The 24,085-nt window shown below is 25.5% G+C and carries 25 protein-coding genes; 19 read left to right on the top strand and 6 right to left on the bottom strand.

Annotation, left to right across the window (positions count from 1 at the left end):
* Genes AAQM_RS09950 through AAQM_RS09890 form a run of 13 tightly spaced genes read left to right on the top strand, consistent with a single transcriptional unit; the run spans window position 1 to window position 13,665 of the window.
* The gene (locus tag AAQM_RS09950) at window positions 1-1,011 is read left to right on the top strand and encodes a glycosyltransferase family 9 protein (RefSeq protein WP_129095138.1); all 1,011 of its coding nucleotides are present in this window, start codon (window positions 1-3) and stop codon (window positions 1,009-1,011) included.
* Between the two features lie 37 nt (window positions 1,012-1,048).
* Window positions 1,049-1,939, top strand: coding sequence for a glucose-1-phosphate thymidylyltransferase RfbA (gene rfbA, locus AAQM_RS09945; RefSeq protein ID WP_129095137.1), 891 nt, complete (start codon window positions 1,049-1,051; stop codon window positions 1,937-1,939).
* Between the two features lie 2 nt (window positions 1,940-1,941).
* Window positions 1,942-2,526, top strand: coding sequence for a dTDP-4-dehydrorhamnose 3,5-epimerase (gene rfbC / locus AAQM_RS09940; protein WP_129095136.1), 585 nt, complete (start codon window positions 1,942-1,944; stop codon window positions 2,524-2,526).
* Window positions 2,519-3,391 carry a dTDP-4-dehydrorhamnose reductase gene (gene rfbD, locus AAQM_RS09935; RefSeq protein ID WP_129095135.1) on the top strand — a complete coding sequence of 291 codons (873 nt, stop codon included), beginning with the start codon at window positions 2,519-2,521 and terminating at the stop codon, window positions 3,389-3,391. Before rfbC ends, rfbD begins: the two co-directional genes overlap by 8 nt.
* Before the next feature lie 11 nt (window positions 3,392-3,402).
* Window positions 3,403-4,443: a dTDP-glucose 4,6-dehydratase gene (gene rfbB, locus AAQM_RS09930; RefSeq protein ID WP_129096258.1), complete on the top strand. Its 1,041-nt coding sequence runs from the start codon at window positions 3,403-3,405 to the stop codon at window positions 4,441-4,443.
* Window positions 4,440-5,267 (top strand): glycosyltransferase, encoded by an 828-nt coding sequence (locus tag AAQM_RS09925; RefSeq protein WP_129096271.1) that lies wholly within the window; start codon window positions 4,440-4,442, stop codon window positions 5,265-5,267. Before rfbB ends, AAQM_RS09925 begins: the two co-directional genes overlap by 4 nt.
* Before the next feature lie 9 nt (window positions 5,268-5,276).
* A complete protein-coding gene (locus AAQM_RS09920) occupies window positions 5,277-6,551 on the top strand; it encodes an O-antigen ligase family protein (RefSeq protein ID WP_129096272.1) in 1,275 nt (424 codons plus the stop codon).
* Entirely contained in the window at window positions 6,544-7,506 is a 963-nt protein-coding gene (locus AAQM_RS09915; RefSeq protein ID WP_129096273.1) for a glycosyltransferase family 2 protein, read from the top strand. Before AAQM_RS09920 ends, AAQM_RS09915 begins: the two co-directional genes overlap by 8 nt.
* Window positions 7,507-7,514: 8 nt before the next feature.
* Window positions 7,515-8,453 carry a glycosyltransferase family 2 protein gene (locus AAQM_RS09910; RefSeq protein WP_164967091.1) on the top strand — a complete coding sequence of 313 codons (939 nt, stop codon included), beginning with the start codon at window positions 7,515-7,517 and terminating at the stop codon, window positions 8,451-8,453.
* A complete protein-coding gene (locus tag AAQM_RS09905; protein WP_171920709.1) occupies window positions 8,443-9,921 on the top strand; it encodes an MBOAT family O-acyltransferase in 1,479 nt (492 codons plus the stop codon). The genes AAQM_RS09910 and AAQM_RS09905 overlap by 11 nt, the downstream gene beginning before the upstream one ends.
* 9 nt (window positions 9,922-9,930) lie before the next feature.
* On the top strand, window positions 9,931-11,061 hold the full coding sequence (locus tag AAQM_RS09900) for a hypothetical protein (protein WP_129096278.1): 1,131 nt from the start codon (window positions 9,931-9,933) through the stop codon (window positions 11,059-11,061).
* A gap of 40 nt (window positions 11,062-11,101) precedes the next feature.
* Entirely contained in the window at window positions 11,102-12,583 is a 1,482-nt protein-coding gene (locus AAQM_RS09895) for an MBOAT family O-acyltransferase (protein ID WP_171920708.1), read from the top strand.
* Between the two features lie 11 nt (window positions 12,584-12,594).
* A complete protein-coding gene (locus AAQM_RS09890; protein ID WP_129096010.1) occupies window positions 12,595-13,665 on the top strand; it encodes a hypothetical protein in 1,071 nt (356 codons plus the stop codon).
* Here AAQM_RS09890 and AAQM_RS09885 read toward each other — a convergent pair.
* On the bottom strand, window positions 13,662-14,270 hold the full coding sequence (locus AAQM_RS09885) for an acyltransferase (RefSeq protein ID WP_129096009.1): 609 nt from the start codon (window positions 14,268-14,270) through the stop codon (window positions 13,662-13,664). The two genes, AAQM_RS09890 and AAQM_RS09885, sit on opposite strands and share 4 nt — an antisense overlap.
* 12 nt (window positions 14,271-14,282) lie before the next feature.
* Window positions 14,283-15,329: a glycosyltransferase family 4 protein gene (locus AAQM_RS09880; RefSeq protein WP_129096008.1), complete on the bottom strand. Its 1,047-nt coding sequence runs from the start codon at window positions 15,327-15,329 to the stop codon at window positions 14,283-14,285.
* 113 nt (window positions 15,330-15,442) lie between these two features.
* Between AAQM_RS09880 and AAQM_RS09875 the strand changes: the two genes are divergently transcribed.
* Genes AAQM_RS09875 through AAQM_RS09850 form a run of 6 tightly spaced genes read left to right on the top strand, consistent with a single transcriptional unit; the run spans window position 15,443 to window position 20,553 of the window.
* Window positions 15,443-16,192 (top strand): lipopolysaccharide kinase InaA family protein, encoded by a 750-nt coding sequence (locus AAQM_RS09875; protein ID WP_129096007.1) that lies wholly within the window; start codon window positions 15,443-15,445, stop codon window positions 16,190-16,192.
* Window positions 16,185-16,907: a polysaccharide deacetylase family protein gene (locus tag AAQM_RS09870; protein ID WP_228254544.1), complete on the top strand. Its 723-nt coding sequence runs from the start codon at window positions 16,185-16,187 to the stop codon at window positions 16,905-16,907. Before AAQM_RS09875 ends, AAQM_RS09870 begins: the two co-directional genes overlap by 8 nt.
* The gene (locus AAQM_RS09865; RefSeq protein ID WP_129096006.1) at window positions 16,904-17,653 is read left to right on the top strand and encodes a glycosyltransferase family 2 protein; all 750 of its coding nucleotides are present in this window, start codon (window positions 16,904-16,906) and stop codon (window positions 17,651-17,653) included. The genes AAQM_RS09870 and AAQM_RS09865 overlap by 4 nt, the downstream gene beginning before the upstream one ends.
* Complete coding sequence (locus AAQM_RS09860; protein WP_129096005.1) at window positions 17,650-18,570, top strand: glycosyltransferase family 9 protein; 921 nt, start codon at window positions 17,650-17,652, stop codon at window positions 18,568-18,570. Before AAQM_RS09865 ends, AAQM_RS09860 begins: the two co-directional genes overlap by 4 nt.
* The gene (locus AAQM_RS09855) at window positions 18,563-19,618 is read left to right on the top strand and encodes a hypothetical protein (protein WP_129096004.1); all 1,056 of its coding nucleotides are present in this window, start codon (window positions 18,563-18,565) and stop codon (window positions 19,616-19,618) included. The genes AAQM_RS09860 and AAQM_RS09855 overlap by 8 nt, the downstream gene beginning before the upstream one ends.
* On the top strand, window positions 19,615-20,553 hold the full coding sequence (locus AAQM_RS09850) for a glycosyltransferase family 9 protein (protein ID WP_129096003.1): 939 nt from the start codon (window positions 19,615-19,617) through the stop codon (window positions 20,551-20,553). The genes AAQM_RS09855 and AAQM_RS09850 overlap by 4 nt, the downstream gene beginning before the upstream one ends.
* Here the strand turns inward: AAQM_RS09850 and gmhA are convergent.
* The 4 genes from gmhA to gmhB are packed head-to-tail and all read right to left on the bottom strand — an operon-like array spanning window position 20,545 to window position 24,013.
* Complete coding sequence (gene gmhA / locus AAQM_RS09845) at window positions 20,545-21,111, bottom strand: D-sedoheptulose 7-phosphate isomerase (RefSeq protein ID WP_129096002.1); 567 nt, start codon at window positions 21,109-21,111, stop codon at window positions 20,545-20,547. The genes AAQM_RS09850 and gmhA overlap by 9 nt on opposite strands.
* On the bottom strand, window positions 21,095-22,528 hold the full coding sequence (gene rfaE1 / locus AAQM_RS09840) for a D-glycero-beta-D-manno-heptose-7-phosphate kinase (protein WP_129096001.1): 1,434 nt from the start codon (window positions 22,526-22,528) through the stop codon (window positions 21,095-21,097). The genes gmhA and rfaE1 overlap by 17 nt, the downstream gene beginning before the upstream one ends.
* Window positions 22,525-23,532 (bottom strand): ADP-glyceromanno-heptose 6-epimerase, encoded by a 1,008-nt coding sequence (gene rfaD / locus AAQM_RS09835; RefSeq protein WP_129096000.1) that lies wholly within the window; start codon window positions 23,530-23,532, stop codon window positions 22,525-22,527. The genes rfaE1 and rfaD overlap by 4 nt, the downstream gene beginning before the upstream one ends.
* Entirely contained in the window at window positions 23,522-24,013 is a 492-nt protein-coding gene (gene gmhB / locus AAQM_RS09830; RefSeq protein WP_129095999.1) for a D-glycero-beta-D-manno-heptose 1,7-bisphosphate 7-phosphatase, read from the bottom strand. The genes rfaD and gmhB overlap by 11 nt, the downstream gene beginning before the upstream one ends.
* Window positions 24,014-24,085: the final 72 nt, after the last annotated feature.

Below are 24,085 nucleotides of genomic sequence, written 5' to 3'. Positions count from 1 at the left end.
ATGCAAAATATTAAAAAAATATTGATTATTAGATGCGGAGCATTAGGAGATTTGGTTTATTCAACAAGTGTACTTGATGCTTTGAGATTAGAGTATGGAGAAGATATAAAAATAGATTTTGTTTCAACTCCTAGTAGCTCTAAATTATTTGAATATGATAAAAGAGTTAATAAAATATTTTTTTTGAAACATAAAAAAATACCTATTTTTTTTAGTTCTCAAAAAAAAGCTATTATAAATGAATCAAAAAAAGAACCTTATGATATTTTGATAAATTTTGAAATGGGTAAACAGTTCAAAAGTTTAGTTGAGAATATCGTTGCAAATAGAAAAATTGGTTGGTTTAGTGAAAATATAAATATTACAAAAACTCATATGGTTGAGATTTGTAAAGAGTTTTATTCAAGTATTGTTTCAAAAGAGAATTTAGGGAACTCTTTTCCAAGATTAATAGGAGAAAATTTTGAAAAAATACAAGAAAAATTATCTTTACCAAATGAATATATAATAATAAGTCCAAGTAATTCTCATAATAAGAAAAAAGGTATAAATTATAGAGCATGGCGTCATGAAAACTGGAAAGAGTTTTTGAATCTATTACCCAAAGAAATGAAGATTGTAGTTATTGGGGCAAAGGGTGAAGAACATTTTTTTGAGCCATTAAAACCATATAATTCAAATGTAATAGATTTAGTAGGAAAAATATCAATTCCTCAAATGGTTAGTATTATTGAAAACGCAAAAGCTTTGGTTGTAACTGACACAGGAACTGCTCATATTGCATCAGCAGTTAATACATCTGTTTTTTGTTTAATTGGTCCAACACCAGCTGTTCAAACAGGACCGTATAAAACACCTTTTAATGAAGTAACTATTATAAGTGCAGGATTAGAATGCAGTCCTTGTTATAAAACAGAAGTTATGAAGGCTTGTAAAGATAATTTGTGCATGAAAAATATAAGTGCTAAGATGGTTATAGATGAATTAATTAAAAGCAAAGTTATAGTATAATGAAAGTTATTAAGAAAAAAAACAAGGAGAATAGTATATGAAAGGGATAATCCTAGCAGGAGGGAGTGGGACAAGATTGTACCCAATAACAAAGGGTGTTTCAAAACAATTAGTTCCAATTTATGATAAACCTATGATATATTATCCTTTGTCTGTTTTAATGTTAGCAGGTATCAAAGAAGTACTTATAATAACAACTCCACAAGATCAGCAAAGTTTTATTAACCTTTTAGGTGATGGAAAAGATTTGGGTATGAGATTTGAATATGTAATTCAACCAAGCCCAGATGGATTAGCCCAAGCATTTATTCTTGGTGAAGAATTTTTGGATGGAGATGATGCATGTTTAGTATTAGGTGATAATATTTTTTATGGTCATGGATTAACAGAATTATTAGCAAAAAGTGTAAAAAATATAAAAGATGAAAATAAAGCTACGGTGTTTGGTTACTATGTTTCAGATCCTCAAAGATATGGAGTTGCAGAATTTAATGATAGTGGAGATGTAATCTCTATTGAAGAAAAACCAAAAGAGCCAAAATCAAACTACGCAGTTGTAGGATTGTATTTTTATCCAAATGATGTAGTAAAAAAAGCAAAAGAAGTAAAACCAAGTGATCGTGGTGAACTTGAAATCACAACTTTAAATCAAGATTATCTAAATGAAAATAGATTAAAAGTTGAACTTATGGGAAGAGGATACGCTTGGCTTGATACAGGAACACATGAATCACTGCTTGAAGCAAGTACTTTTATCCAAACTATAGAACATAGACAAAGCCTAAAAGTAGCCTGTCTTGAAGAAATAGCTTATGAAATGGGATATATTTCAAAAGAAAAACTTCTTGAATTAGCAGAGCCTTTAAAGAAAAACCAATATGGTCAATATCTAATAACTAGAGCAAATCAACCAAGAAGGATGAAATAATTATGACATTTACAAGAACTGAAATTCCAGATGTAGTAGTTATAGAACCAACTGTTCATGGTGATAGTAGAGGATACTTTGTTGAAACTTTTAGGCAAGATAAACTTGAAGAATTTTTAGGATATAAAATAAACTTTTGCCAAGATAATGAAAGTAAATCTTCAAAAGGAGTTCTAAGAGGACTTCATTATCAACTTCCACCTCATGCTCAAACGAAACTTGTAAGAGTAATTCACGGACGAGTTCTAGATGTAGCAGTTGATATTAGAAAAAACTCACCAACATTTGGAAAATATGTAGCAGTTATTTTAAGTGCAGAGAATAAAAAACAATTATTGGTTCCAAGAGGATTTGCTCATGGATTTGTTGTACTTGAAGATGATACAGTATTTGCTTATAAAGTAGATAACTATTATAGCCCACAATGTGATAGAGGAATAGCCTTTGATGATAAAAATCTAAATATAGATTGGATTTTAAATCATGATGAATTAAATCTGTCAGCTAAAGATACAAAACAACCAAAACTTTTTGATATAAAAGATGATAAAGAAATATTTGAATTTGGAGTAAACTATTATGCCTAATTTTAATATTTTAGTAACAGGTTCAAATGGACAAGTTGGAAGTGAAATAAAAGAATTAAGTTCAAATTATAACTATAACTTCTTTTTTACAACAAGAGATGATATAGATATTACAAATAAAGAGAGTATTAAATCTTATTGTGAAAAAAACTCTATTAATGTGATTATAAATTGTGCAGCATATACAGCAGTGGATAAAGCCCAAAGTGATATAGAAAATGCAGATTTAGTAAATAGAAAAGTAATAAAAAAATTAGCTTTAGTTTCTAAAGAGTTAAATATTAAATTAATTCATATATCTACAGATTATGTATTTGATGGTAAAAATTTTAAACCTTACTGTGAAGAATTCCAAACAAACCCACAATCAATATATGGTAAAACAAAACTTGATGGTGAAAATGAAATGAGAGATATAAATCCATTAAATTCTATAATCATAAGAACTTCATGGGTTTATAGTTACTATGGAAATAACTTTGTAAAAACAATGCTTCGATTAGGAAAAGAAAAAGAAGAATTAGGTGTAATATTTGATCAAATAGGAACTCCTACTTATGCTAAAGACTTGGCAATTACTATTCTTGATATTGTTCCTCAAATAAATAATCAAAAAGTTGAAATCTATAATTATTCAAATGAAGGTGTATTGTCTTGGTATGATTTTGCAAAAGAAATAATGAAAATGGCAAAATTAAACTGTAAAATAAATCCAATAGAAACATATCAATACCCAACACCAGCAAAACGACCTCATTTTTCACTATTAAATAAAAAGAAAATTAAATCTATGTTCAATATAGAAATAGCATATTGGAAAGATGGATTGGATGATTGTTTAAGAAGATTAGGTGAAAGAAGATAAAGGAAAATAAAATGTTCAATAATAAAAATAAGACAATACTACTAACAGGAACAGCAGGATTTATAGGTTCAAACTTTGTGCCATACTTTCTAGAAAAATACCCAAATTATAACTTAGTAAATCTAGACCTTTTAACTTATGCAGGTGATTTGGAAAATCTAAAAGAGTGTGAACTAAATCCTAACTATAAATTTATAAAAGGTGATATCTGTAATAGAGAATTAGTTGAATTTATATTTAGTGAATATGATATAAAAGGTGTTATTCACTTTGCAGCAGAATCACATGTAGATAACTCTATTAAAAATCCAGGTGTGTTTGTACAAACAAATGTAAATGGAACATATACCCTTGTAGATGTAGCAAAAAAATATTGGATGGAAAAACCATTTACTTATAAAATAGAATATCAAGACTGTAGATTTCATCATATATCTACAGATGAAGTATATGGAACATTAAGCCTAGACCCAAATGAACTATTTACAGAAAAAACTCCATACGCTCCAAACTCTCCATACTCAGCTAGTAAAGCTTCAAGTGATATGATAATAAGAGCATATGTAGAAACATTTGGATTAAACGCAGTTATAACAAACTGCTCAAATAACTATGGACCAAAACAACATGATGAAAAACTAATTCCAACAATTATAAGAAATGCATTAAATAATAATCCTATTCCAATCTATGGTGATGGGAAAAATATAAGAGATTGGTTGTATGTATTAGATCACTGTAAAGGAATAGACCTTGTTTACCATAAAGGTAAAAAAGGAGAAACTTATAACATCGGTGGAAGAAATGAAAGAACAAATCTTCAAATAGTTGATAGAATTTGTACTATATTAGACCAACAAGTTCCACAACCTAATTTTTCATATAAAAGTCTTATTACTTTCGTAGAAGATAGAGCCGGACATGATAGAAGATATGCAATAGATGCGAGTAAACTAGAAAATGAACTAGGTTGGAAAGCAGATGAGAACTTTGATAGTGGAATAATTAAGACTATTGAGTGGTATTTAAATAAATATGGGATTTGTAAATGAAATGTTCAATAATAATATCTGTATATAAAGATACAGATAGTTTAGATTTGATTTTAGATTCTTTATCAAAACAAACAGTAGTTCCAGATGAAATTATTATTTCAGAAGATGGAAATAGTGCGGAAATGGCTGAATATGTAGCTAATGTAAAAGATAAATATAATAATTTAGATATAACTCATTTATTTCAAGAAGATATAGGATGGAGAAAAAATATTGCTCTTAATAGAGCAATTATTGCTTCAAAATATGAATATTTAATTTTTATAGATGGGGATTGTGTTCCTTTTGATGATTTTATTGAAAATCATGTAAAACAAGCTTCTAAAAAGATAGTTTTAGCAGGTAAAAGAGTAGAGTTAGGTGAGCAAATTACAAAAGAAATTCGTTCTAAAAAATTAACAGTTTCAAAATTAACTAATAATTATTGGTTATATGCAATAAAATTAATAAAAGATAAAACTAGGCATTTGGAGGATATTTTACATATTTCTTATAAATCATTTTTAGCTCCATTTGTAAAAAAAGAAGTTAATTATATTATTGGTTGCAATTGGTCTGCTTTTAAAGAAGATATTTTGACGATAAATGGTTTTGATGAGACTTATTATCTTCCTTCTGTTGGAGAAGATGTAGATTTAGGATGGAGATTTAGAGGATTAGGGATAGAGCTTAAATCTTGTAGATATAATGCTAATTTAGTTCATTTATATCATAAAAAAAGATTTGATAGTTCTCAAGGAATTATAAATAATGCTATTTTGAAAAAAAATTTTGATGCAAATAAGTTTTTCTGTGATAATGGCATAATTAAAAAAATATAAAGATAATAAATGATTTCTTCTTTTAGTTTGAAATATGAAAAATTTACTAGTTTTTTTCAGATAATATTATTTTTATCAATATTATTATTCTGTTTTTTTGTATCTTTTAATCCAAGTATTGGCAAAGAGTTGTTAAATAATATGTTTTATATTTGGTTATTAAGTTTAAATTTTAAAAAATTATATTTTAATTTTAAAAATAACAAAATATTTTTCTTAATAATTTTATTTTTTATATGGATTATTTTTTCTATTTTAATGACTCCTACTACAAATTATTATAATTTTGATAACTTCATTAAATATTTTTTATTACCCATTTTGATTATATCTACGAGTATAAAAGTAGAGCACATTAAATATTTATTAAGTTCATTTTTATTGGGAATGTTTATAAATGAGTTAATATCATATGGAATTTATTTTGAATTTATTAAAGATAAATTTTTAGGATTTGATATTGTTGGTCATAAGTCTAATCCTGTTCCTTTTTTAACATCTCATATTGAATATACTCTATTTTTATCTCTATCAATACTTATGTCATTATTCGGTATTTTTAAAGTAAATAATAAAATACTAAAAGTAATTTTATTAGTATTTTCAATTACTATGATTACAAATTTATTTCTTACTATAGGGCGAACAGGTCAATTTACACTTTTTATAACTTCATTATTTTTAGTAGGTATATATTTTAGACGAAATTGGAAATATATAGTATTTAGTTTAATAACTTTAGGATGTATATTTATACTTGCTTTTAATTTTAGTTCAAATGTAAACACTAGGCTAACACAAGGTTATAGTGATATAAAAAAAGTAATTAAGGAAAAAGATTATAATACAAGTTGGGGAATAAGGTTATCTTCGTATATTATTATTCCAGATATTATAAAAAATGAAGAATTTAATGTGTTTTTTGGAATGGGATATTGTGAAGTTGATAAAATAATTCAAAAAATACATATTGATAAGTTTGGTAAAGATAGTTCTTTTAGTGGAACATTTGGGCACTTGCATAACACTTATATAACTATTTTTGCTGGATTAGGATTTGTTGGATTGTTCATCTTTTTAATGTTGTGGTACTATTTATTTACTATAAAAATAGATGATTATTATTTAAACTATATACGTTATTCATTTTTATTTGTTGTAACTTTTGGTGGTTTATCGTCTAATTTATTTTGGCAAAGGGAAGTAATGTTGCTTAGTGCAATTTTTATATCAATAATTATATGTTTGACTACAAAAAATGATAAGGAAGAGATAAATGCATAGTTTAATTTCTATTGCAATGTGCAGTTATAATGGGGAAAGATTTATAAAAGAACAAATTGATTCTATTTTAGAACAAACTTATATGAATTTTGAATTAATTATTGTTGATGATGGCTCAAAAGATAATACTATAAAGATAATAAAAGAGTATCAGTCAAAGGATAGTAGAATAAAACTTTTTCAAAATGAAAAAAATCTCGGATTTGTTAAGAATTTTGAAAAAGCAATAAGTTTATGTAATGGAGAGTTTATAGCTTTAGCAGATCAAGATGATATTTGGAAAAAAAATAAATTAGAAGTATTTCTCAAAAATATAAATGAAAATATGTTGATTTATTCAGATGCTATATTAATTGATGAACATTCAAAAGAAACAGGAAATCAATTAATTAGACCAGATGGTAATTTAGTTAAAGGGAAATGTAATAAATCTTTTATTTTTTATAATTGTGTTTCAGGAAATACTTTGATGTTTAAAAAAGAGTTGGTTAAAGATATTATTCCAATTCCTAAAGATGTTACTTTTCATGATATATGGATCGCTTTTTTAGCCTCAACTAATGGAACTATTACTTTTACAGATGAATCAATGACTTATTATAGAAGATATAATGAACAAGTTACAAAAAATGTAAAAAAAGATTACAAATCAATAAGAGATAGATTGAATAAAAAGCAAAATTCTTATTTGCTTCATGCTGAAAATTTAGTAAATTATTGTAAAGCTTTTAGAAATGTAAAAAATATAGATGAAGATTTAAAAGAAATTCTAGATATTTTTATAGAACATTATTCTCATTACAAAGAAGGTTATTTTAATTTTAAAATGAAAGCTTGTTTAATAAAATATAAAAATGAACTTCTTGCAATAAAAAGAGAAAAAACTAGAGATAGATATATTAATAGATATTCTTCAAAAAACAAGTTATTAAAATTATTTTTTTATTCTATATAGGGATATTAGTGAAAAATATAGATATATCATTTATTACAATAAATTACAACTCTTCAAGTTTTACTATAAAACTTATAGAGAGTATTATTTCTCAAACTAAAGATTTAAATTTTGAAATAATAGTAGTGGATAATGCTTCAGAAAAAGAAGATTTTTCAACTTTAAAAAATTTTACTAAAAATATAAGCAATTTAAAACTAATAGAAAATAATATTAATAGTGGTTTTGCAAGTGGAAATATGTTGGGTGTAAATTATGTTTCAGGAAAATATTATTTTTTTATTAATAATGATTGTCTTTTACTGAATAATACAGCAGGTATTTTAAAAAACTTTTTGGATAATAATGATGATGTTGCTTTAGTTACAGCAAAAGTATTAGATGATAAAAAGAATTTTTCATCTTCATATAAACAATTTCCTCATGTATTAAAGCAACTTTTTGGCAATAGTATCCAAAGATTTTTTTCTAAAAACAAATTTCCAAGTAATAAAATAAAATTGAATAAAAATTCTCAGGTTGAAGTAATTAGTGGTTCTTGTATGTTTTTTAGAGCAGATATTTTTTGTGATATTGGAGGATTTGATACAATTTTTTTCCTTTATTGTGAAGAAGAAGATATTTCTAAAAAGGTTTGGGATATTGGCAAAAAAGTTTATTTTATTCCAGAAGCAGAAGTTTATCATAAATCAGGTGGTAGTACCTCACAAAATATTCTAATGGAAAGAGAATTTTATATATCTTATTATCATTTATTAAATAAACATTTTAATGTATTTGAGAGAGTTTTATTAAAAATAGCACTATTTTTTAAATTGTTTTTTAGGGTATTTAAGAAAAAAAATGGACTGGCAATATTTTTATCAATGTTGAAAGGTTTTCCAAAAAAAGAGAGTTTAAGATATAAACAGAAACTAATAAAGAAAGAAGAGAATAATGTTATTTAACTCATACGAATTTATATTTGCATTTTTGCCAATAACTTTTTTTGTATACTTTTACTTAAATAGTAAAAGATTAACGCAAGCCTCAAAAGGTTTTTTGGTATTTGCAAGTTTGTTTTTTTATTCTTGGTGGAATATAGCATATCTGCCATTGATATTGATATCAATGCTGTTTAATTATGTAGTTGGAAATAGCTTAGCAAAAAGTAGTGAAGAGAATAAAAAAGGATTGAATAAATCATTTTCAAAAAAATCAATATTGATTTTTGGAATAATAGTAAATTTATCTTTGCTTGGATACTTTAAATACGCAGATTTTTTTATTGAAAACTTTAATTTAGTAACTTCTTCAAATGTAAACCTTTTACATTTAGTTTTGCCATTGGCAATATCGTTCTTTACATTCCAACAAATAGCATATTTAGTTGATAGTTATAGAGGTGAAACAAAAGAGTATGACTTTTTAAACTATGCACTGTTTGTAACATTTTTTCCACAACTAATAGCAGGACCAATAGTTCATCATAAAGAGATGATGCCTCAGTTTGCAAGTAAATGGAATATGGTAAAGAATTATAAAAATATTGCTTTGGGTCTTTTTATATTCTCAATAGGATTGTTTAAAAAAGTAGTAATAGCAGATACATTTGCAACTTGGGCAACAGCAGGATTTGATAATGCTCAAACTTTAAACCTAATAGAAGCATGGGCAACAAGCCTATCTTATACTTTTCAATTGTACTTTGATTTTTCAGGATATACAGATATGGCAATAGGAATAGCACTGCTGTTTAATATAAAACTTCCTATTAACTTTAACTCTCCATATAAAGCGACAAATATCCAAGACTTCTGGAGAAGATGGCATATAACTCTTTCAAGATTTTTAAGAGATTATGTGTATATTCCATTGGGAGGAAATAAAAAAGGAAGCTTTAGAACATATAATAATCTACTAGCTACTTTTGTAATTGGTGGACTTTGGCATGGAGCAGGATGGACATTTGTGTTCTGGGGATTTCTGCATGGAATGGCATTGATAATACATAGGGCATGGACAAACCTAGGATTTAGAATGAATACAATCCTAGCATGGTTTATAACATTTAACTTTGTAAATATAGCATGGGTGTTTTTTAGAGCGAAGGAATGGGAAGATGCTATAAAGGTTTTAAGTTCAATGTTTAGCTTGGATAATGTTGTGTTGCCACAGAAATATTTTAAGTTTTTAGCAGAATATAATGAAGTTTATTTTAATTTTGGTACGGTTTATGAGAATATTTTAGGAAAAGATAATACAACTGTATTTATTATTGTTGGGTTTATTGTTGTATTAGCTTTTAAAAATAGTATGGAAAAAATGTATAAATTTAAGCCAACTTATTTTAATTTATTTTTGTCATTTTCATTTATAATTTATTCAATTTTTCAGTTAAATAAGATTTCTGAATTTTTATATTTTAATTTTTAAGGCTTTATTATGAAAATTACTAGTATCTTATGGACTAAAATTCTATTAGGGTTGATTCTAATTGTTATAATTTTTGTAGCAGCTTTAAATTATATTGTTGACCCTTATAATTTATATAAAACTAATTTATATAAGATAAAACCAAAATTAATTAATCAAATGAGATTAGTTAAGTTATCTCAAGTTAGAGATATAAAACCTAAATCAGTTATTTTAGGTACTTCTAGAGCAGATTTAGCAATAGATCCTAATCATAATTATTTTAATAAGCCTTCTTACAATTTGTCAAATAGTGGAGCAACTATGTATGAAACAAAATTTTATGTGAAAGATATAGTAAAGCGAAAAAATTTAGAAAGCATATTATTAGTTCTTGATTGGAGAATGTTTAATGATGTACAAATGAAAAAGACAGAAGATTTTGAAAGTTATTTTAATTTTTTTAATCCATATAAATTTTTATTGAATTATACTACTTTTAAAGATAGTATATATACTTTGAAAAATCAAAATACACAAAATATTTACTTTGATAATGGATTAATGAATGATAGTCATATGGCTTTATATGTCATAAAAGAAGGTGGTCATTTAAAATTGATGAAAAAAGAAGAAAAATTTTATTATTCAATGTTTTCTTCAAATAATACATATAAAGATACTGGTAAAAATAGCTTTGATGATTTTAAAGAAATATTACGATTATGTCATGAAAATAATATAAAATTAAATATTATATTTGGACCTTCACATATTAGACAGTGGGAATCTTTTGATTATTATATAGGATATGATGTATTTTTACAATGGAAAAAAGATGTAGTTTTATTTGTAGAAGAAATAGCTAAAGAAGAAAATAAAGAGCCATTTAAAATTATAGATTTTTCAGTTTATCATGAACTAACAGCAGAGCAAATACCAAAAGATAATGAACAAATAATGAAATATCATTGGGAATCTAGTCATTATAAAAAAGAGTTGGGAAATATTGTTCTTGATAGACTTTTGGGAATTTCATCATATAAAGATTTTGGTACAGAAATAAATATTCAAAATATAGATGAACATATAATAAAATTAAAAGAAGATAGAAGTAAGTTTATAGATACTGAATATTATCGAAAACAACTTTTTGAATAATGATAAGTTTTATAAAAATTAATAAAGAAAGAAGAGAATAATGTTATTTAACTCATACGAATTTATATTTGCATTTTTGCCAATAACTTTTTTTGTATACTTTTACTTAAATAGTAAAAGATTAACAGTTGCCTCAAAAGGTTTTTTGGTATTTGCAAGTTTGTTTTTTTATTCTTGGTGGAATATAGCATATCTGCCATTGATATTGATATCAATGCTGTTTAATTATGTAGTTGGAAATAGTTTAGCAAAAAGTAGTGAAGAGAATAAAAAAGGATTGAATAAATCATTTTCAAAAAAATCAATATTGATTTTTGGAATAATAGTAAATTTATCTTTGCTTGGATACTTTAAATACGCAGATTTTTTTATTGAAAACTTTAATTTAGTAACTTCTTCAAATGTAAACCTTTTACATTTAGTTTTGCCATTGGCAATATCGTTCTTTACATTCCAACAAATAGCATATTTAGTTGATAGTTATAGAGGTGAAACAAAAGAGTATGACTTTTTAAACTATGCACTGTTTGTAACATTTTTTCCACAACTAATAGCAGGACCAATAGTTCATCATAAAGAGATGATGCCTCAGTTTGCAAGTAAATGGAATATGGTAAAGAATTATAAAAATATTGCTTTGGGTCTTTTTATATTCTCAATAGGATTGTTTAAAAAAGTAGTAATAGCAGATACATTTGCAACTTGGGCAACAGCAGGATTTGATAATGCTCAAACTTTAAACCTAATAGAAGCATGGGCAACAAGCCTATCTTATACTTTTCAATTGTACTTTGATTTTTCAGGATATACAGATATGGCAATAGGAATAGCACTGCTGTTTAATATAAAACTTCCTATTAACTTTAACTCTCCATATAAAGCGACAAATATCCAAGACTTCTGGAGAAGATGGCATATAACTCTTTCAAGATTTTTAAGAGATTATGTGTATATTCCATTGGGAGGAAATAAAAAAGGAAGCTTTAGAACATATAATAATCTACTAGCTACTTTTGTAATTGGTGGACTTTGGCATGGAGCAGGATGGACATTTGTGTTCTGGGGATTTCTGCATGGAATGGCATTGATAATACATAGGGCATGGACAAACCTAGGATTTAGAATGAATACAATCCTAGCATGGTTTATAACATTTAACTTTGTAAATATAGCATGGGTGTTTTTTAGAGCGAAGGAATGGGAAGATGCTATAAAGGTTTTAAGTTCAATGTTTAGCTTGGATAATGTTGTGTTGCCACAGAAATATTTTAAGTTTTTAGCAGAATATAATGAAGTTTATTTTAATTTTGGTACGGTTTATACAAATATAGTTGGAGAAAGTAAAACTACAACATTTATATTGGTAGGATTTTTAGTTATATTAGCTTTTAAAAATAGTATGGAATTTAAAAAGATATTTTTTAAATCACCAATAGTATATATGATTATATCTATTATTATTATGGCATATACTGTATCTATTATGACTAAATTTACAGAATTTTTATATTTTAATTTTTGAGGTAATAAAACATGAATAAATTTAAGAAGTTATCTTTTTTTTGGATTGTTTCAATCATATTAGTATGTTCTTTTCATGCAGTAATTTATTTTATGTATGTTCACAAAGTATTCCCAGAATCTCCAATGACTATAGGTGATTTAGGAAGAATGAGTTATGCTACAGATTTATTAGATTTAAGAGAAAATAAGATAGATTTAAAAAAATTACATTTGGAATCAAATGAGTATAAAGATGATAATGAAATTGAAATGATAACTATCGGAGATTCTTTTTCAAATGGAGGAGGAGGAGGTCTTAATAGTTATTATCAAGATTATATAGCAACAGAATTTAATCTAAATGTATTAAATATAAAAGGAACAAGTAATTTTATGGAAATAGCATCATTGCTTTTAAATTCTGGACAACTTGATAATATGAAAACAAGATATGTATTAATAGAATCTGTTCAAAGATTTGCATTACAAAGATTTGCTATAAATAATATTGATTTTGAAAAGAGTGAAATATATCCTTTGACAAAACAAGAAGATAATAAAAATGTTAAAAAAGCTAGTGATGGTGTAGGAATAATCAATAATTTAAATTTAAATGCACTTTCATATAATTTAAAATTCAAAATGAATGGATATGGTAAAATATCTTCTAGTATTTATAGAGAAAAATTAAATCAAAATTTATTTTCTATAAAAATTGGTAATGAACTTTTATTTTATTATGAAGATTTAAAATTTATAGAGCAAGAAAGTAAAGAAAGAATTGAATTATTAAATGATAATTTCAACAAACTATCTCATGCTTTAGCTAAAAAAAATATAAAACTTATATTTATGCCAGCTGTAGACAAATATAATCTTTATAGACCATATATAGTAAGTAATATATATAATGAAAGTATATTCTTTGAATATTTAGAAACTTTACCTAAAGATTATATTTTCATAAATACAAAGAAAATATTGTCAAAAGAGTTAGAAAAAGGTGAAAAAGATATTTTTTATGTAGATGATACCCATTGGAGTTATAAAGCAAGTAAAACTATCATAAAAGATGAAAGTTTTAAAAATATATTCAATTAATTAGGTAAATCTTTACTCCAAGTAATATTCCTTTTTATAATTTTAGCTGGAATTCCAGCTAAAATTACGTTGTTTTCATATGTTCCTGAACTTACAAGAGCGTTTAAAGCAATCACACTACCACTTCCAATATATGCACCTTTAAGAATTTTTACATTTTGGCAAATCCATACATTATTTGAAATATGGATATTTGAACTTGGATTTATTAGTTTTTCATTTTCAAAAATAGAGTGACCATCGTTATTTCTAATCTCTATATTTGAGGCAATCAAGCAGTATTCATCAATTTGTATAAAATTATTTTCTCCTGCACAAACAATCGTTGCACCTCCAATTTCGCAATGATTTTTTATACTAACTTTTAGATTATTACCTTGCATTATAATATTAGTATCTCTCAACATACAATTTTCATCTATTTCTAAGATATTGTTATTTCCATAAATACCTATTTTTAGTCTTTTTAAATCAGAATTCTTAATCAACAAAGAATTTTGATTACCTTGTACAATAATTCTAGAACTTTTTAAATTAGTTAAGATATTTATTTTATTATTTTTCTTTACTTTAAAATATTTTTTTATTTGGAAAAAATTAAACATATTTTAGAAATCCTAATTTTTAAGTAAATTTTTTATTTTTTCAAATTGTTTTTGACTATCAAAAACTTCATCTGCTTTAATCTTAGCATTTACAGCTAATGATTCTTTTAATTTCTCATCTTCTATAATAAAAGATAGCTTTTCACATAAACTATCACTATTCATACTTTCAAATAAAAGTCCAGTTTTTTCATCATCTATGATTTCAAGAGGACCACCACTATTACTTCCTAAAACACAAACACCACATTTCATGGCTTCAATAAGTACAAGTCCAAAAGTCTCTTTTTTTGTTGCCAAAACTAAACAATCAGAAATTTGCATAAAATCTGTTGGATTAGAAACAAAACCTGTAAAAATATCACTTGGATAAGAGTTTTTTAGATTATTAAAATAGTTTTCATCCATATAGTGACCAACAACTAAAGTTTTTATTTTTATGCTATTTTTTCGTAATTTCTCAACAGCTTGTAAAACTATATGTTGTCCTTTTGCTTCTTCAATTCTTCCAACTATACAAACTATAAATTCATCAGTAATATTAAGAGATTTTTTTAGATTATTTTTTTCTTCATAACTTAAAATTTTAGGAGTATTTGCACCAATGTAAGAAGTTTCTATTTTAGGTCTTATATCTTTTGGAATAAATTTTTCAAGTTGCTCTTTTACTAGATTTGTAACAGCAATCATCATATCTATATTTTTATATAGAAATTTATGGTAAAAATCACTTTTAAATCTTGTCATATGCATATGTCTTGTTTGAACAATTTTGGGTTTTCTTTTAGAAAGAAGTTTTGCAAAAACAACTACTGGAATATCTTTTGTCCAATGAAGATGCACTATATCAATCTCTTCTTTATCTATGATATGAGCTAGTTTAAAAAAGTTATATTTTGAAAGTTCAAAATAATCTATTTTTTCATTTTTAAGTATATCTTTTAGTTTTGATTTTTTGTTAATTACAGCAGGTGAATTTAAATACTTAGTTATATTTTTCATATATAGCTCAAGTCCACCTAAATCAGGAGAGAGACAAACTTCTAAAACTTTTTTCATAGAACTCTTTATTTATTGATTTTAAGCCTATATTCTACTTTTTTAGTAGTTAAATCCAAATTAAATGCTTTTTTGGCTAAAATCTAAATTATTAAATAACAAAAAGGTAAAAATTGTCAAACTATAAATTTATTTTAAATGAAGAATTCAAAAAATTTGAATCTTTTTTATGCAATATAAAACAATTTTTCAAAGAAAATTCAAATACCATACATAAAGCTAGAAATGAAATAAAAGTAATAGAACATAAAAATCAAAAATTAGTTGTTAAATCTTTTAAAATACCACATTTTATAAATAAAATTGTATATACATTTTTTAAAAACTCAAAAGCACAAAAGTCTTATGAATATGCTCTAAAAATCAAAGAGTTCACTCCAAAACCTATAGGATTTATAGAGTTTTATAAATTTGGATTATTAAATGAGAGCTATTTTGTAAGTGAAAAATTTGATTATGATTTTACGATTCGTGAACCACTTTTAGATACAAATTTTCCAAATAAAAATGAGATTTTAAAAGCTTTTGCAAACTTTACCTTTGATTTACACCAAGCTAGTATTTTTCATTTTGATTATAGTCCTGGAAATATATTAATTAAAAAAGAGAATGATAATTTTGTTTTTAAAATAGTTGATATAAATAGAATGAAATTTTTTCATTTAGAACTTGATGACAGACTTAAAAACTTTTCAAAACTTTGGGCAAAAGATGAAGATTTGGAAGTTGTTATAAAAGAGTATGCGAAACTTTTGCAAGAAGATGAAAAAAAATTAGTTTCTAAAGCTTTAGATTTTTCTCATAAACATAAAGCAAAAATAAATTTCAAAAAAAGATTAAAAGGAAAAAAAGTTGTTGATTAGTATTATGTATCATCATGTGAACAGCGATAGATGTTCAAATGTTTTAGCAATTTTTGAAGAGCATTTAAAATATATAAAAAACAATTTCAAAACTATTTTTCCAGGTGAAAACGTAACTCAAAAAAGTGTTTGTTTGACTTTTGATGATGCTTATGCTGATTTTTATTTTTTAATTTTTCCACTTTTGAAAAAATATAATTTAAAAGCACTCTTAGCTATTCCTTCAAAATATATTTTAGATGATACAGAGCAAACAGCAGAAAATAGAATGAATTTTGAGCATAATGATTTATTTGAAAATTATCAAAAAGCCACATTTTGTACATATAAAGAATTGAAAGAGATGAAAGAGAGTGGATTAGTTGTTTTTGGTTCACACTCTCATTCACATATAGATTTAACACAAAACCAAGTGGATTTAGATTTAGAGTTAAGAATTTCAAAAGAGATTTTAGAAGAGAAATTAAATACAAAAATAGAGAGTTTTGTATTTCCTTTTGGAAAATACAATCAAGATATTTTAAAAGAGGCTAAAAAATATTACCAATACAATTTTAGAATAGGAAATGCTATTCACAAAGATTTTAATGGAATTAATGGTGCTATTTATAGAGTTGATGGTGATGGTTTAAAAACAGCAGATGAGATATTTACATTTAAAAAAATACTTAACTATAAGATAAAAGGTTTAGTAAAAAGATTGGGCAAAAAATGAATATAAGTGTAGTTGTATTAGCAAAAAATAATGAAAAAACCATAGGTAAAACTTTAAATAGTCTAATAGAATTTGATGATGTGGTTGTGTATGATAATGGTTCAACAGATGGAACAATAAGTATTGCAAAAGGTTTTAAAAATGTAAATTTAGTTCAAGGAGAATTTAAAGGTTTTGGTTGGACTAAAAACTATGCAACTAGCTTTGCAAAAAATGATTGGATTTTGATTATTGATAGTGATGAAGTAGTAGATAGTGAACTTTTAAAAGAGTTAAAAAATAAAAAATTAGATAAAAGAACAGTTTATAAACTTAATTTTAAAGCTTTTTATAAAAATATTCAAGTGAAACATTGTGGCTGGAATAACCAAAAAATCAAAAGATTATACAATAAAGATGTAACTTCTTATAATTCAAATGATGTTCACGAAGATATCATAACGCAAGGGTTAAATCAAGAACTTTTAAAAGGAAATGTTGAACACTATAGCTATCATTCTATTTCAGAATTTATTATAAAAGCAGATAGATATTCAACACTTTTTGCTACAAATAATGTAGGTAAAAAATCTTCAAGTCCAACAAAAGCTTTTTTTAATGGTATGTACTCTTTTTTTAGAACATACATTTTAAAACAGGGTTTTAGAGATGGTTATGTTGGCTTGATTATCGCATTTTCCCATGCAGTTACAAATTTTTATAAATATATAAAATTATATGAATTAAACAAAGAGTTGAAAAAATGAATTTACTAATAACAAGACATGATAAAATAGGGGATTTTGTAGTAACTTTACCTTTATTTAAAGCAATAAAAGAACAATACCCAAAGACAAAACTTACAGCACTTGTAAGTAAAGTGAATTATGAATTTGCACAAGAGATAGACTTTATTGATGATGTTATTTTATTTGATAAAAATGATTTGTCTAAAACACAAAAAGAGATAAAAAGTAAAAAATTTGATGCAAGTATTAGTGCATATATTGATATAAGTTTAGGAAAAATTCTTTTTAAAAGTAAAATAAAAAAAAGAGTAGCTCCTGCAACCAAAATAGCACAACTTTTTTTTAACAAAAGAGTAAAACAAAAAAGAAGTAAAGTAGAAAAAACAGAGTGGCAATATAATCTTGATTTAGCAAAAAAACTTTTCCCTGATATGAAACTTGATTTTACAAGACCACTTTTAGATATGGATGTAAATAAAGAAAAAAGAGTTGTTTTTCATGCTGGATTTGGTGGAAGCAGTGATGGAAATTTGACTTTAGATGATTATATAAACTTAGCTAGAAGTATAAAAGATAGTGATTATGAAATAGCTTTTAGTTTTGGACCTGATGATGATAAATCAAAAGAGTATATAAATAAAAATATTGATTTTGAAGCTACTATTTTTGAATCAAAAGTATCTTTATTTGAGTTTACAAAATATATTGCAAGTAGTTATCTGTTTGTTAGTACTTCAACAGGACCTATGCATCTTGCAGGTGCTACAAATACAAAAACATTATCTTTTTTTGGAGATTCTTTATTCGCAAGTGCAAAAAGATGGGGAACTATAAGTAATAAGGAAAATCAAAATAATTTTACAGTTCCTAAAGAGTATTCAGTAGAAGTTTATAAAAAAATTGAAAATAGATTAAAAGAGTTAGTTAGTGAATAAAGAACCATTTATTTGGGACAATTACTCAGACCAACCTCATGTGATAAAAGATAGAGCTTATAAAAAAGCTATGAGAAAAAAACATTTAAAAGATTTTATAAAACTTTTTTTTAGTTCTATTTTTATTTTACCAATTGCTATTTTTTTTATGAAATTTTTTCGTGGAAAAAATCAAGCTTCAAATGAAGATTTTTATGGAATTGGAGTAAATCTTGATAAGGGTGAAATTCAACATGAATTAGTTGAAGAGTTAGGTGTAAAAAATCTGATTATTCGATTTCCTTTATGGGATATAAAAAATATTGATTTATATGTTGAATTTGCACAAAAATTTAATAAAACGAGTAAAAAGAATATTTTATTAAATATTATGCAAGATAGACAAAATATTGAAAATCCTAAACTTTTAAAAGAAAACTTAGAACTCATTTTTACAAAGTTTGCTACTTTAGTAGATGAATATCAAATCGCAACTACAATAAATCGTGCAAAATGGGGATTTTTTTCAGTTCAAGAGTATTTGAATTTTTATAAAATAGCTCAAAATTTAAAAGAAGAAAAGTATCCAAATATTAAACTTTTGGGACCTAGTGTTATAGATTTTGAATATTACTACAATGTTCGAGCGATGTTTAATTTTCAAAATATAAAATATGATATTGTTAGTTCTTTACTTTATGTGGATAGAAGAGGAAGCCCAAGAAATACCCAATATGGTTTTTTTGATACAAAAAATAAGATAGATTTACTTTATTCTTTAGTAAAACTATCAAATAAATGTAAAAATGATATTTATATAACAGAAGTAAATTGGCCTATTTCAAATACAACTCCTTATGCACCAACAAGTGAAAAAGAGTGTGTTAGCCTTGAAGATTACACAAAATATATGTTAGATTATTTTAAAATTGCACGGGAATCTAAAAAAATAAAAAGAGTCTATTGGCATCAATTAGTTGCCGCTGGATATGGATTAGTTGATAATAGAGATGGGAAAATTGTAAAGTACCCCCAATTTTATGAGTTTAAAGAGATGATAAAAAAATGAAAATATTTATAGAAATTCCAACTTGGTTGGGTGATGCTATTATGACAACACCTGCAATACAAAATATAATAAAAACATATCCAGATGCAAAAATTACTCTTTTAGGTTCTTTTGTTTCAATACAAGCTTTTAAAGATTATCCAAATATTGAAAAAGTTTTAGTTGATGATACAAAAAAAAGTGGAAATAGATATAAAAATCTAATCTCTTTGGCAAAATCTATTGGAAAAGTTGATTTAGCTATATCTTTTAGAAGAAGTTTCTCTTCAAAATTTATGATGTTTTTTGTAAAAGCAAAAAAGAAATTCAACTATAAAAGACTTACAAAAGAAGAGATACATTTATGTATAAGGTACAATGATTTTGTAAATAAAGTTTTGAATTTAAATAATCAAGTTGGTGATTTAAAGCTCTATTTTAAACCATTTTTATACTCTAAACCAACTTTAGGAATAAACCCAGGTGCAACCTATGGAAGTGCTAAAAGATGGTATCCAAATGAATTTGCAAAAGTAGCAATAACTTTAGCTTCAAAATATGATATTGTAATTTTTGGAGGACCTGCTGAGACTGATATTGCAAATGATATAGAAAAAGAGTTAATAAAAAATGGTATTACAAATTACCAAAATTTAGCAGGAAAGACCACAATCCCTGAACTTATAGAAAAAATAGCGGGATTAGATTTATTTATTACAAATGATAGTGGACCTATGCATATAGCAGCTGCTTATAAAACAAAAACAATAGCTATTTTTGGACCTACAAAATTTACAGAAACAAATCAATGGAATAATGATAAAAATGGTTTGATAGTTACAAAAAATTTAGAGTGTGCACCTTGTATGAAAAGAAGTTGTCCTTTAAAACATCATAACTGTATGAAAGAAATTACAGCTGATGATGTTTTAAAAGCAGTTGAAAATTTAGCTTAATTCATTATCTATTATTTGGCAAATTGTATGTCCAAATAATATATGCATCTCTTGAATTCTTGGAGTATTGTTTGATGGAACTACTAAGTTTACATCACAAACATCATTCATAGCTCCACCATCACGACCGCTTAGTCCTAAAGTTTTGCATCCCATCTCTTTTGCTATTTTTAAAGCATTAATAACATTTTTACTATTTCCACTTGTACTAATACCAATTACTAAATCACCTTTATTTGCTAAAGCTTCAACTTGTCTATCAAAAACTCTATCATATCCATAGTCATTTCCAATAGCAGTTAATGCGCTCGTATCAGTTGTAAGAGCAATTCCTGGTAATCCTCTTCTTTCCGTTTTATATCTTCCTGTAAGTTCTGCTGCTATATGTTGAGCATCTGCTGCACTTCCACCATTTCCACAAAGTAAGATTTTATTTCCATTTCTTAAAGTCTCAACTGCAAGTGCTGATGCAGCTTCAAGTTTTTCTTCCATAGTGTTTATTACTGTATTAATTGTTTCTAAATGTGATGAAAATTCATCTTTAATTGCTTGTTTCACTGTTTTGTATCCTTTTTATAGTATTTGTTGTACTTTTTCCATCAACAAATTGAACAAGTTTTAACTCATTTGCTATATCTTGTCCAACAACATCTTTACCCTCATAATCTCCACCTTTTACTAAAGTGTGAGGTTTTACCAATTTTATAAGTTCATAAGGAGTCTCTTCTTCAAAAATAACCACATAATCAACTGATTCTAAAGAGGCTAAAATATATGCTCTATCATCTTGATTATTAATAGGTCTTGTTGGTCCTTTTAGTTTTCTTACACTACTATCTGCATTTACTCCAACAATTAAAACATCACCATAACTTTTTGCGACTTCAAGATATTTTACATGACCTGCGTGTAAAATATCAAAGCAACCATTTGTGAAAACTACTTTTTTACCAAGTTCATGGAATTTATAAGCAAGCTTTTCTATCTCTTGAAAAGTTTTTATATGTGAAGTTGAACTTGATTTATGTAAACTTGATTCATATTCATATATTTCATCTAAAGAGGCTGTTGCACTTCCTATTTTTCCTACTACAACTCCTGCTGCTAAGTTTGCAAAACTAATAGCTTCTTCAATACTCAAATCATTTCCTAAAGCAAAAGCAATAGATGCAATTACTGTATCTCCAGCACCTGTTACATCATAAACTTCCCTTGCAACAGTTGGTTTGATTGTTAACTCATCTTTTAAAATAGCAATTCCATTTTCACTTAAAGTTATAAGTGATACTTCTAAATCACATTTTTGCTTTAAATCTTCTAGGGCTTTTATTAAACTTTTTTCATCTTTTATATTGATATTAGTAGCTTCCATAGCCTCTTTTTTATTTGGTGTTAAAGTGTAAGAACCTTTGTATTTACTGTAATCTTTACCTTTTGGATCAACTAAAATTTTTATATTATTTTTATTTGCGATTTTTATAATTTCTTTTGTTAAATTTGTAGTTAAAACACCTTTCCCATAATCTGATAAAATAATAGAGTTATATTTTTTGATATTTACTTTTAAATTTTCTAAAATTTTATTAGAACTTTCTTCACTTATATCATCAATACTTTCCATATCATATCTTAGAACTTGTTGTTGAGAAGCAATTAATCTACTTTTTTTAGATGTTTTTCTATTTTTTTCAACTATTAAATTTGAACTTGAAACTTCTATTTTTTCTAATAAATCTTTTAATTCATTGGCAACAGTATCATCTCCCATTACACTTATCACATCAACATTTGCTCCAAGTGCAAAAAGGTTATTTATCACATTCCCTGCACCTCCAAGAACTGAGCTCTCTTTTTTTACATTTACAACTTGAACAGGAGCTTCAGGGGAGATTCTATCGCAACTTCCCCATAAATAGTGATCTATCATTAAATCACCAATTACAAGAATATTTGGTTTTTTATTTAATTTTATCATTTAACTTCTTCTTGAAATAATCTTTTAATTTCAGGAATATATGCTTTTATTCCATCTTCCATAGAAAATTTTGGTTCATAATCTAAATATTTTTTTGTAGTTTCTATATTTGCTTGGGTAAAAAACTGATAAGAACCAACATAAGGATTTGGAATATACTCTTTCCCATTATTTATTTCTAACTCATTTTGCAAAATATTTACTATATCTTCAAAACTTCTTGCTTTTCCAGTTCCAACATTATAAATCCCAGATTTTTTAGGATTAGTAGCTTTTATATTTGCTTGAATAATATCATCAATATATATAAAATCTCTAACTATTTTGTCACTTCCTTCAAAGAGTTTTGGCGTTAATCCTTTTAAAATTTGATGACCAAATTGAACAACCATAGAAGCTGTTTTATTTTTGAAAAACTCTCTTGGACCATAAACATTAAAATATTTTAAACCAACTATTGAAATTTCTAAATCTTTTTTTAGATATTCAGCTGTTATATTATCCATCATAACTTTACTAAATCCATAAGCATTATTTGGTTTTTCGTATCCAACTTCAAATCTATCACTATCACCATAAGTTGCAGCACTTGAAGCGTAAATCATATTTGCTTTATGTTTAATAGCAATTTTTAATAAATCTTCATAGGCATTTACATTTGTTTTTATCATCAAATCTTGTTCACTAACAGTTGTATCTGAAATTGCTGCTTGATGAAAAATATAATCAAATTTATAGTTTTTTTCTAAGCTTTTTAATAATTTCTTATCATTTATATCACCACTTATTACAATACCTTTAAATCCTAAAAGATTTTTAAAATGTCCAAAGCTTTTTAAATTTCCATTTGAAAATGTTTCACCACTTCTAAAGCAATCTAAAACTACAACTTTTGCTTTTGGATAATTTTCTTGAAAATAAAATGCAAGATTAGAACCTATAAAACCAGCACCACCTGTTATTAAAATCGTTTTTTTGTTAAAGTTTATATCATTATATTTCATTATTGGCCTCATTTTTTATTATATTAATTGTATCAAATAAACTATTTGAATCTTCTCCTATTAATATTCTATTTGGAATATTAGCATTTATTGCTGTTTGAATATCACTTATTTTATCACCAATAAGCCAAGAATTTTGTAAATCTATAGAAAAATCATTTAAAGATTGTGTAATCATCCCAATTTTTGGTTTTCTACAATCACAATCTTCAGTAGGTGAATGGGGACAAAAATATACTTTTAATATTTCAATTCCATTTTTACTAAACTCTTTTATCATCCAATTTGTAAGATTTAAAAAATCCTCTTGAGTATAATATCCTCTTCCTATTCCTGATTGATTTGTAATAACAATAATTTCATAACCTAAAGAAATAAAATATCTACAAGCATCAAAAACACCATCTATAAATTCAAATTTTTCAATTTCATAAACATATCCATGGTCATGGTTTATAACACCATCTCTATCTAGGAAAATTATCTTTTTTTTAGTTGTTTGAATGATAAATCCTTTTGTAATAATTTATTAAATATTAACATAAAGCAGTTT

The sequence above is a fragment of the Arcobacter aquimarinus genome (assembly GCF_013177635.1).
GTDB lineage: Bacteria > Campylobacterota > Campylobacteria > Campylobacterales > Arcobacteraceae > Aliarcobacter > Aliarcobacter aquimarinus.
This window is presented reverse-complemented; position numbering and strand designations above follow the sequence as displayed.

Bases quoted from the DNA above. Each gene is read 5' to 3' on its own strand.
- AAQM_RS09950 (WP_129095138.1), top strand. From the start codon at position 1: ATGCAAAATATTAAAAAAATATTGATTATTAGATGCGGAGCATTAGGA.
- rfbA (WP_129095137.1), top strand. From the start codon at position 1,049: ATGAAAGGGATAATCCTAGCAGGAGGGAGTGGGACAAGATTGTACCCA.
- rfbC (WP_129095136.1), top strand. From the start codon at position 1,942: ATGACATTTACAAGAACTGAAATTCCAGATGTAGTAGTTATAGAACCA.
- rfbD (WP_129095135.1), top strand. From the start codon at position 2,519: ATGCCTAATTTTAATATTTTAGTAACAGGTTCAAATGGACAAGTTGGA.
- rfbB (WP_129096258.1), top strand. From the start codon at position 3,403: ATGTTCAATAATAAAAATAAGACAATACTACTAACAGGAACAGCAGGA.
- AAQM_RS09925 (WP_129096271.1), top strand. From the start codon at position 4,440: ATGAAATGTTCAATAATAATATCTGTATATAAAGATACAGATAGTTTA.
- AAQM_RS09920 (WP_129096272.1), top strand. From the start codon at position 5,277: ATGATTTCTTCTTTTAGTTTGAAATATGAAAAATTTACTAGTTTTTTT.
- AAQM_RS09915 (WP_129096273.1), top strand. From the start codon at position 6,544: ATGCATAGTTTAATTTCTATTGCAATGTGCAGTTATAATGGGGAAAGA.
- AAQM_RS09905 (WP_171920709.1), top strand. From the start codon at position 8,443: ATGTTATTTAACTCATACGAATTTATATTTGCATTTTTGCCAATAACT.
- AAQM_RS09900 (WP_129096278.1), top strand. From the start codon at position 9,931: ATGAAAATTACTAGTATCTTATGGACTAAAATTCTATTAGGGTTGATT.
- AAQM_RS09895 (WP_171920708.1), top strand. From the start codon at position 11,102: ATGTTATTTAACTCATACGAATTTATATTTGCATTTTTGCCAATAACT.
- AAQM_RS09890 (WP_129096010.1), top strand. From the start codon at position 12,595: ATGAATAAATTTAAGAAGTTATCTTTTTTTTGGATTGTTTCAATCATA.
- AAQM_RS09885 (WP_129096009.1), bottom strand. From the start codon at position 14,270: ATGTTTAATTTTTTCCAAATAAAAAAATATTTTAAAGTAAAGAAAAAT.
- AAQM_RS09880 (WP_129096008.1), bottom strand. From the start codon at position 15,329: ATGAAAAAAGTTTTAGAAGTTTGTCTCTCTCCTGATTTAGGTGGACTT.
- AAQM_RS09865 (WP_129096006.1), top strand. From the start codon at position 16,904: ATGAATATAAGTGTAGTTGTATTAGCAAAAAATAATGAAAAAACCATA.
- AAQM_RS09860 (WP_129096005.1), top strand. From the start codon at position 17,650: ATGAATTTACTAATAACAAGACATGATAAAATAGGGGATTTTGTAGTA.
- AAQM_RS09850 (WP_129096003.1), top strand. From the start codon at position 19,615: ATGAAAATATTTATAGAAATTCCAACTTGGTTGGGTGATGCTATTATG.
- rfaE1 (WP_129096001.1), bottom strand. From the start codon at position 22,528: ATGATAAAATTAAATAAAAAACCAAATATTCTTGTAATTGGTGATTTA.
- rfaD (WP_129096000.1), bottom strand. From the start codon at position 23,532: ATGAAATATAATGATATAAACTTTAACAAAAAAACGATTTTAATAACA.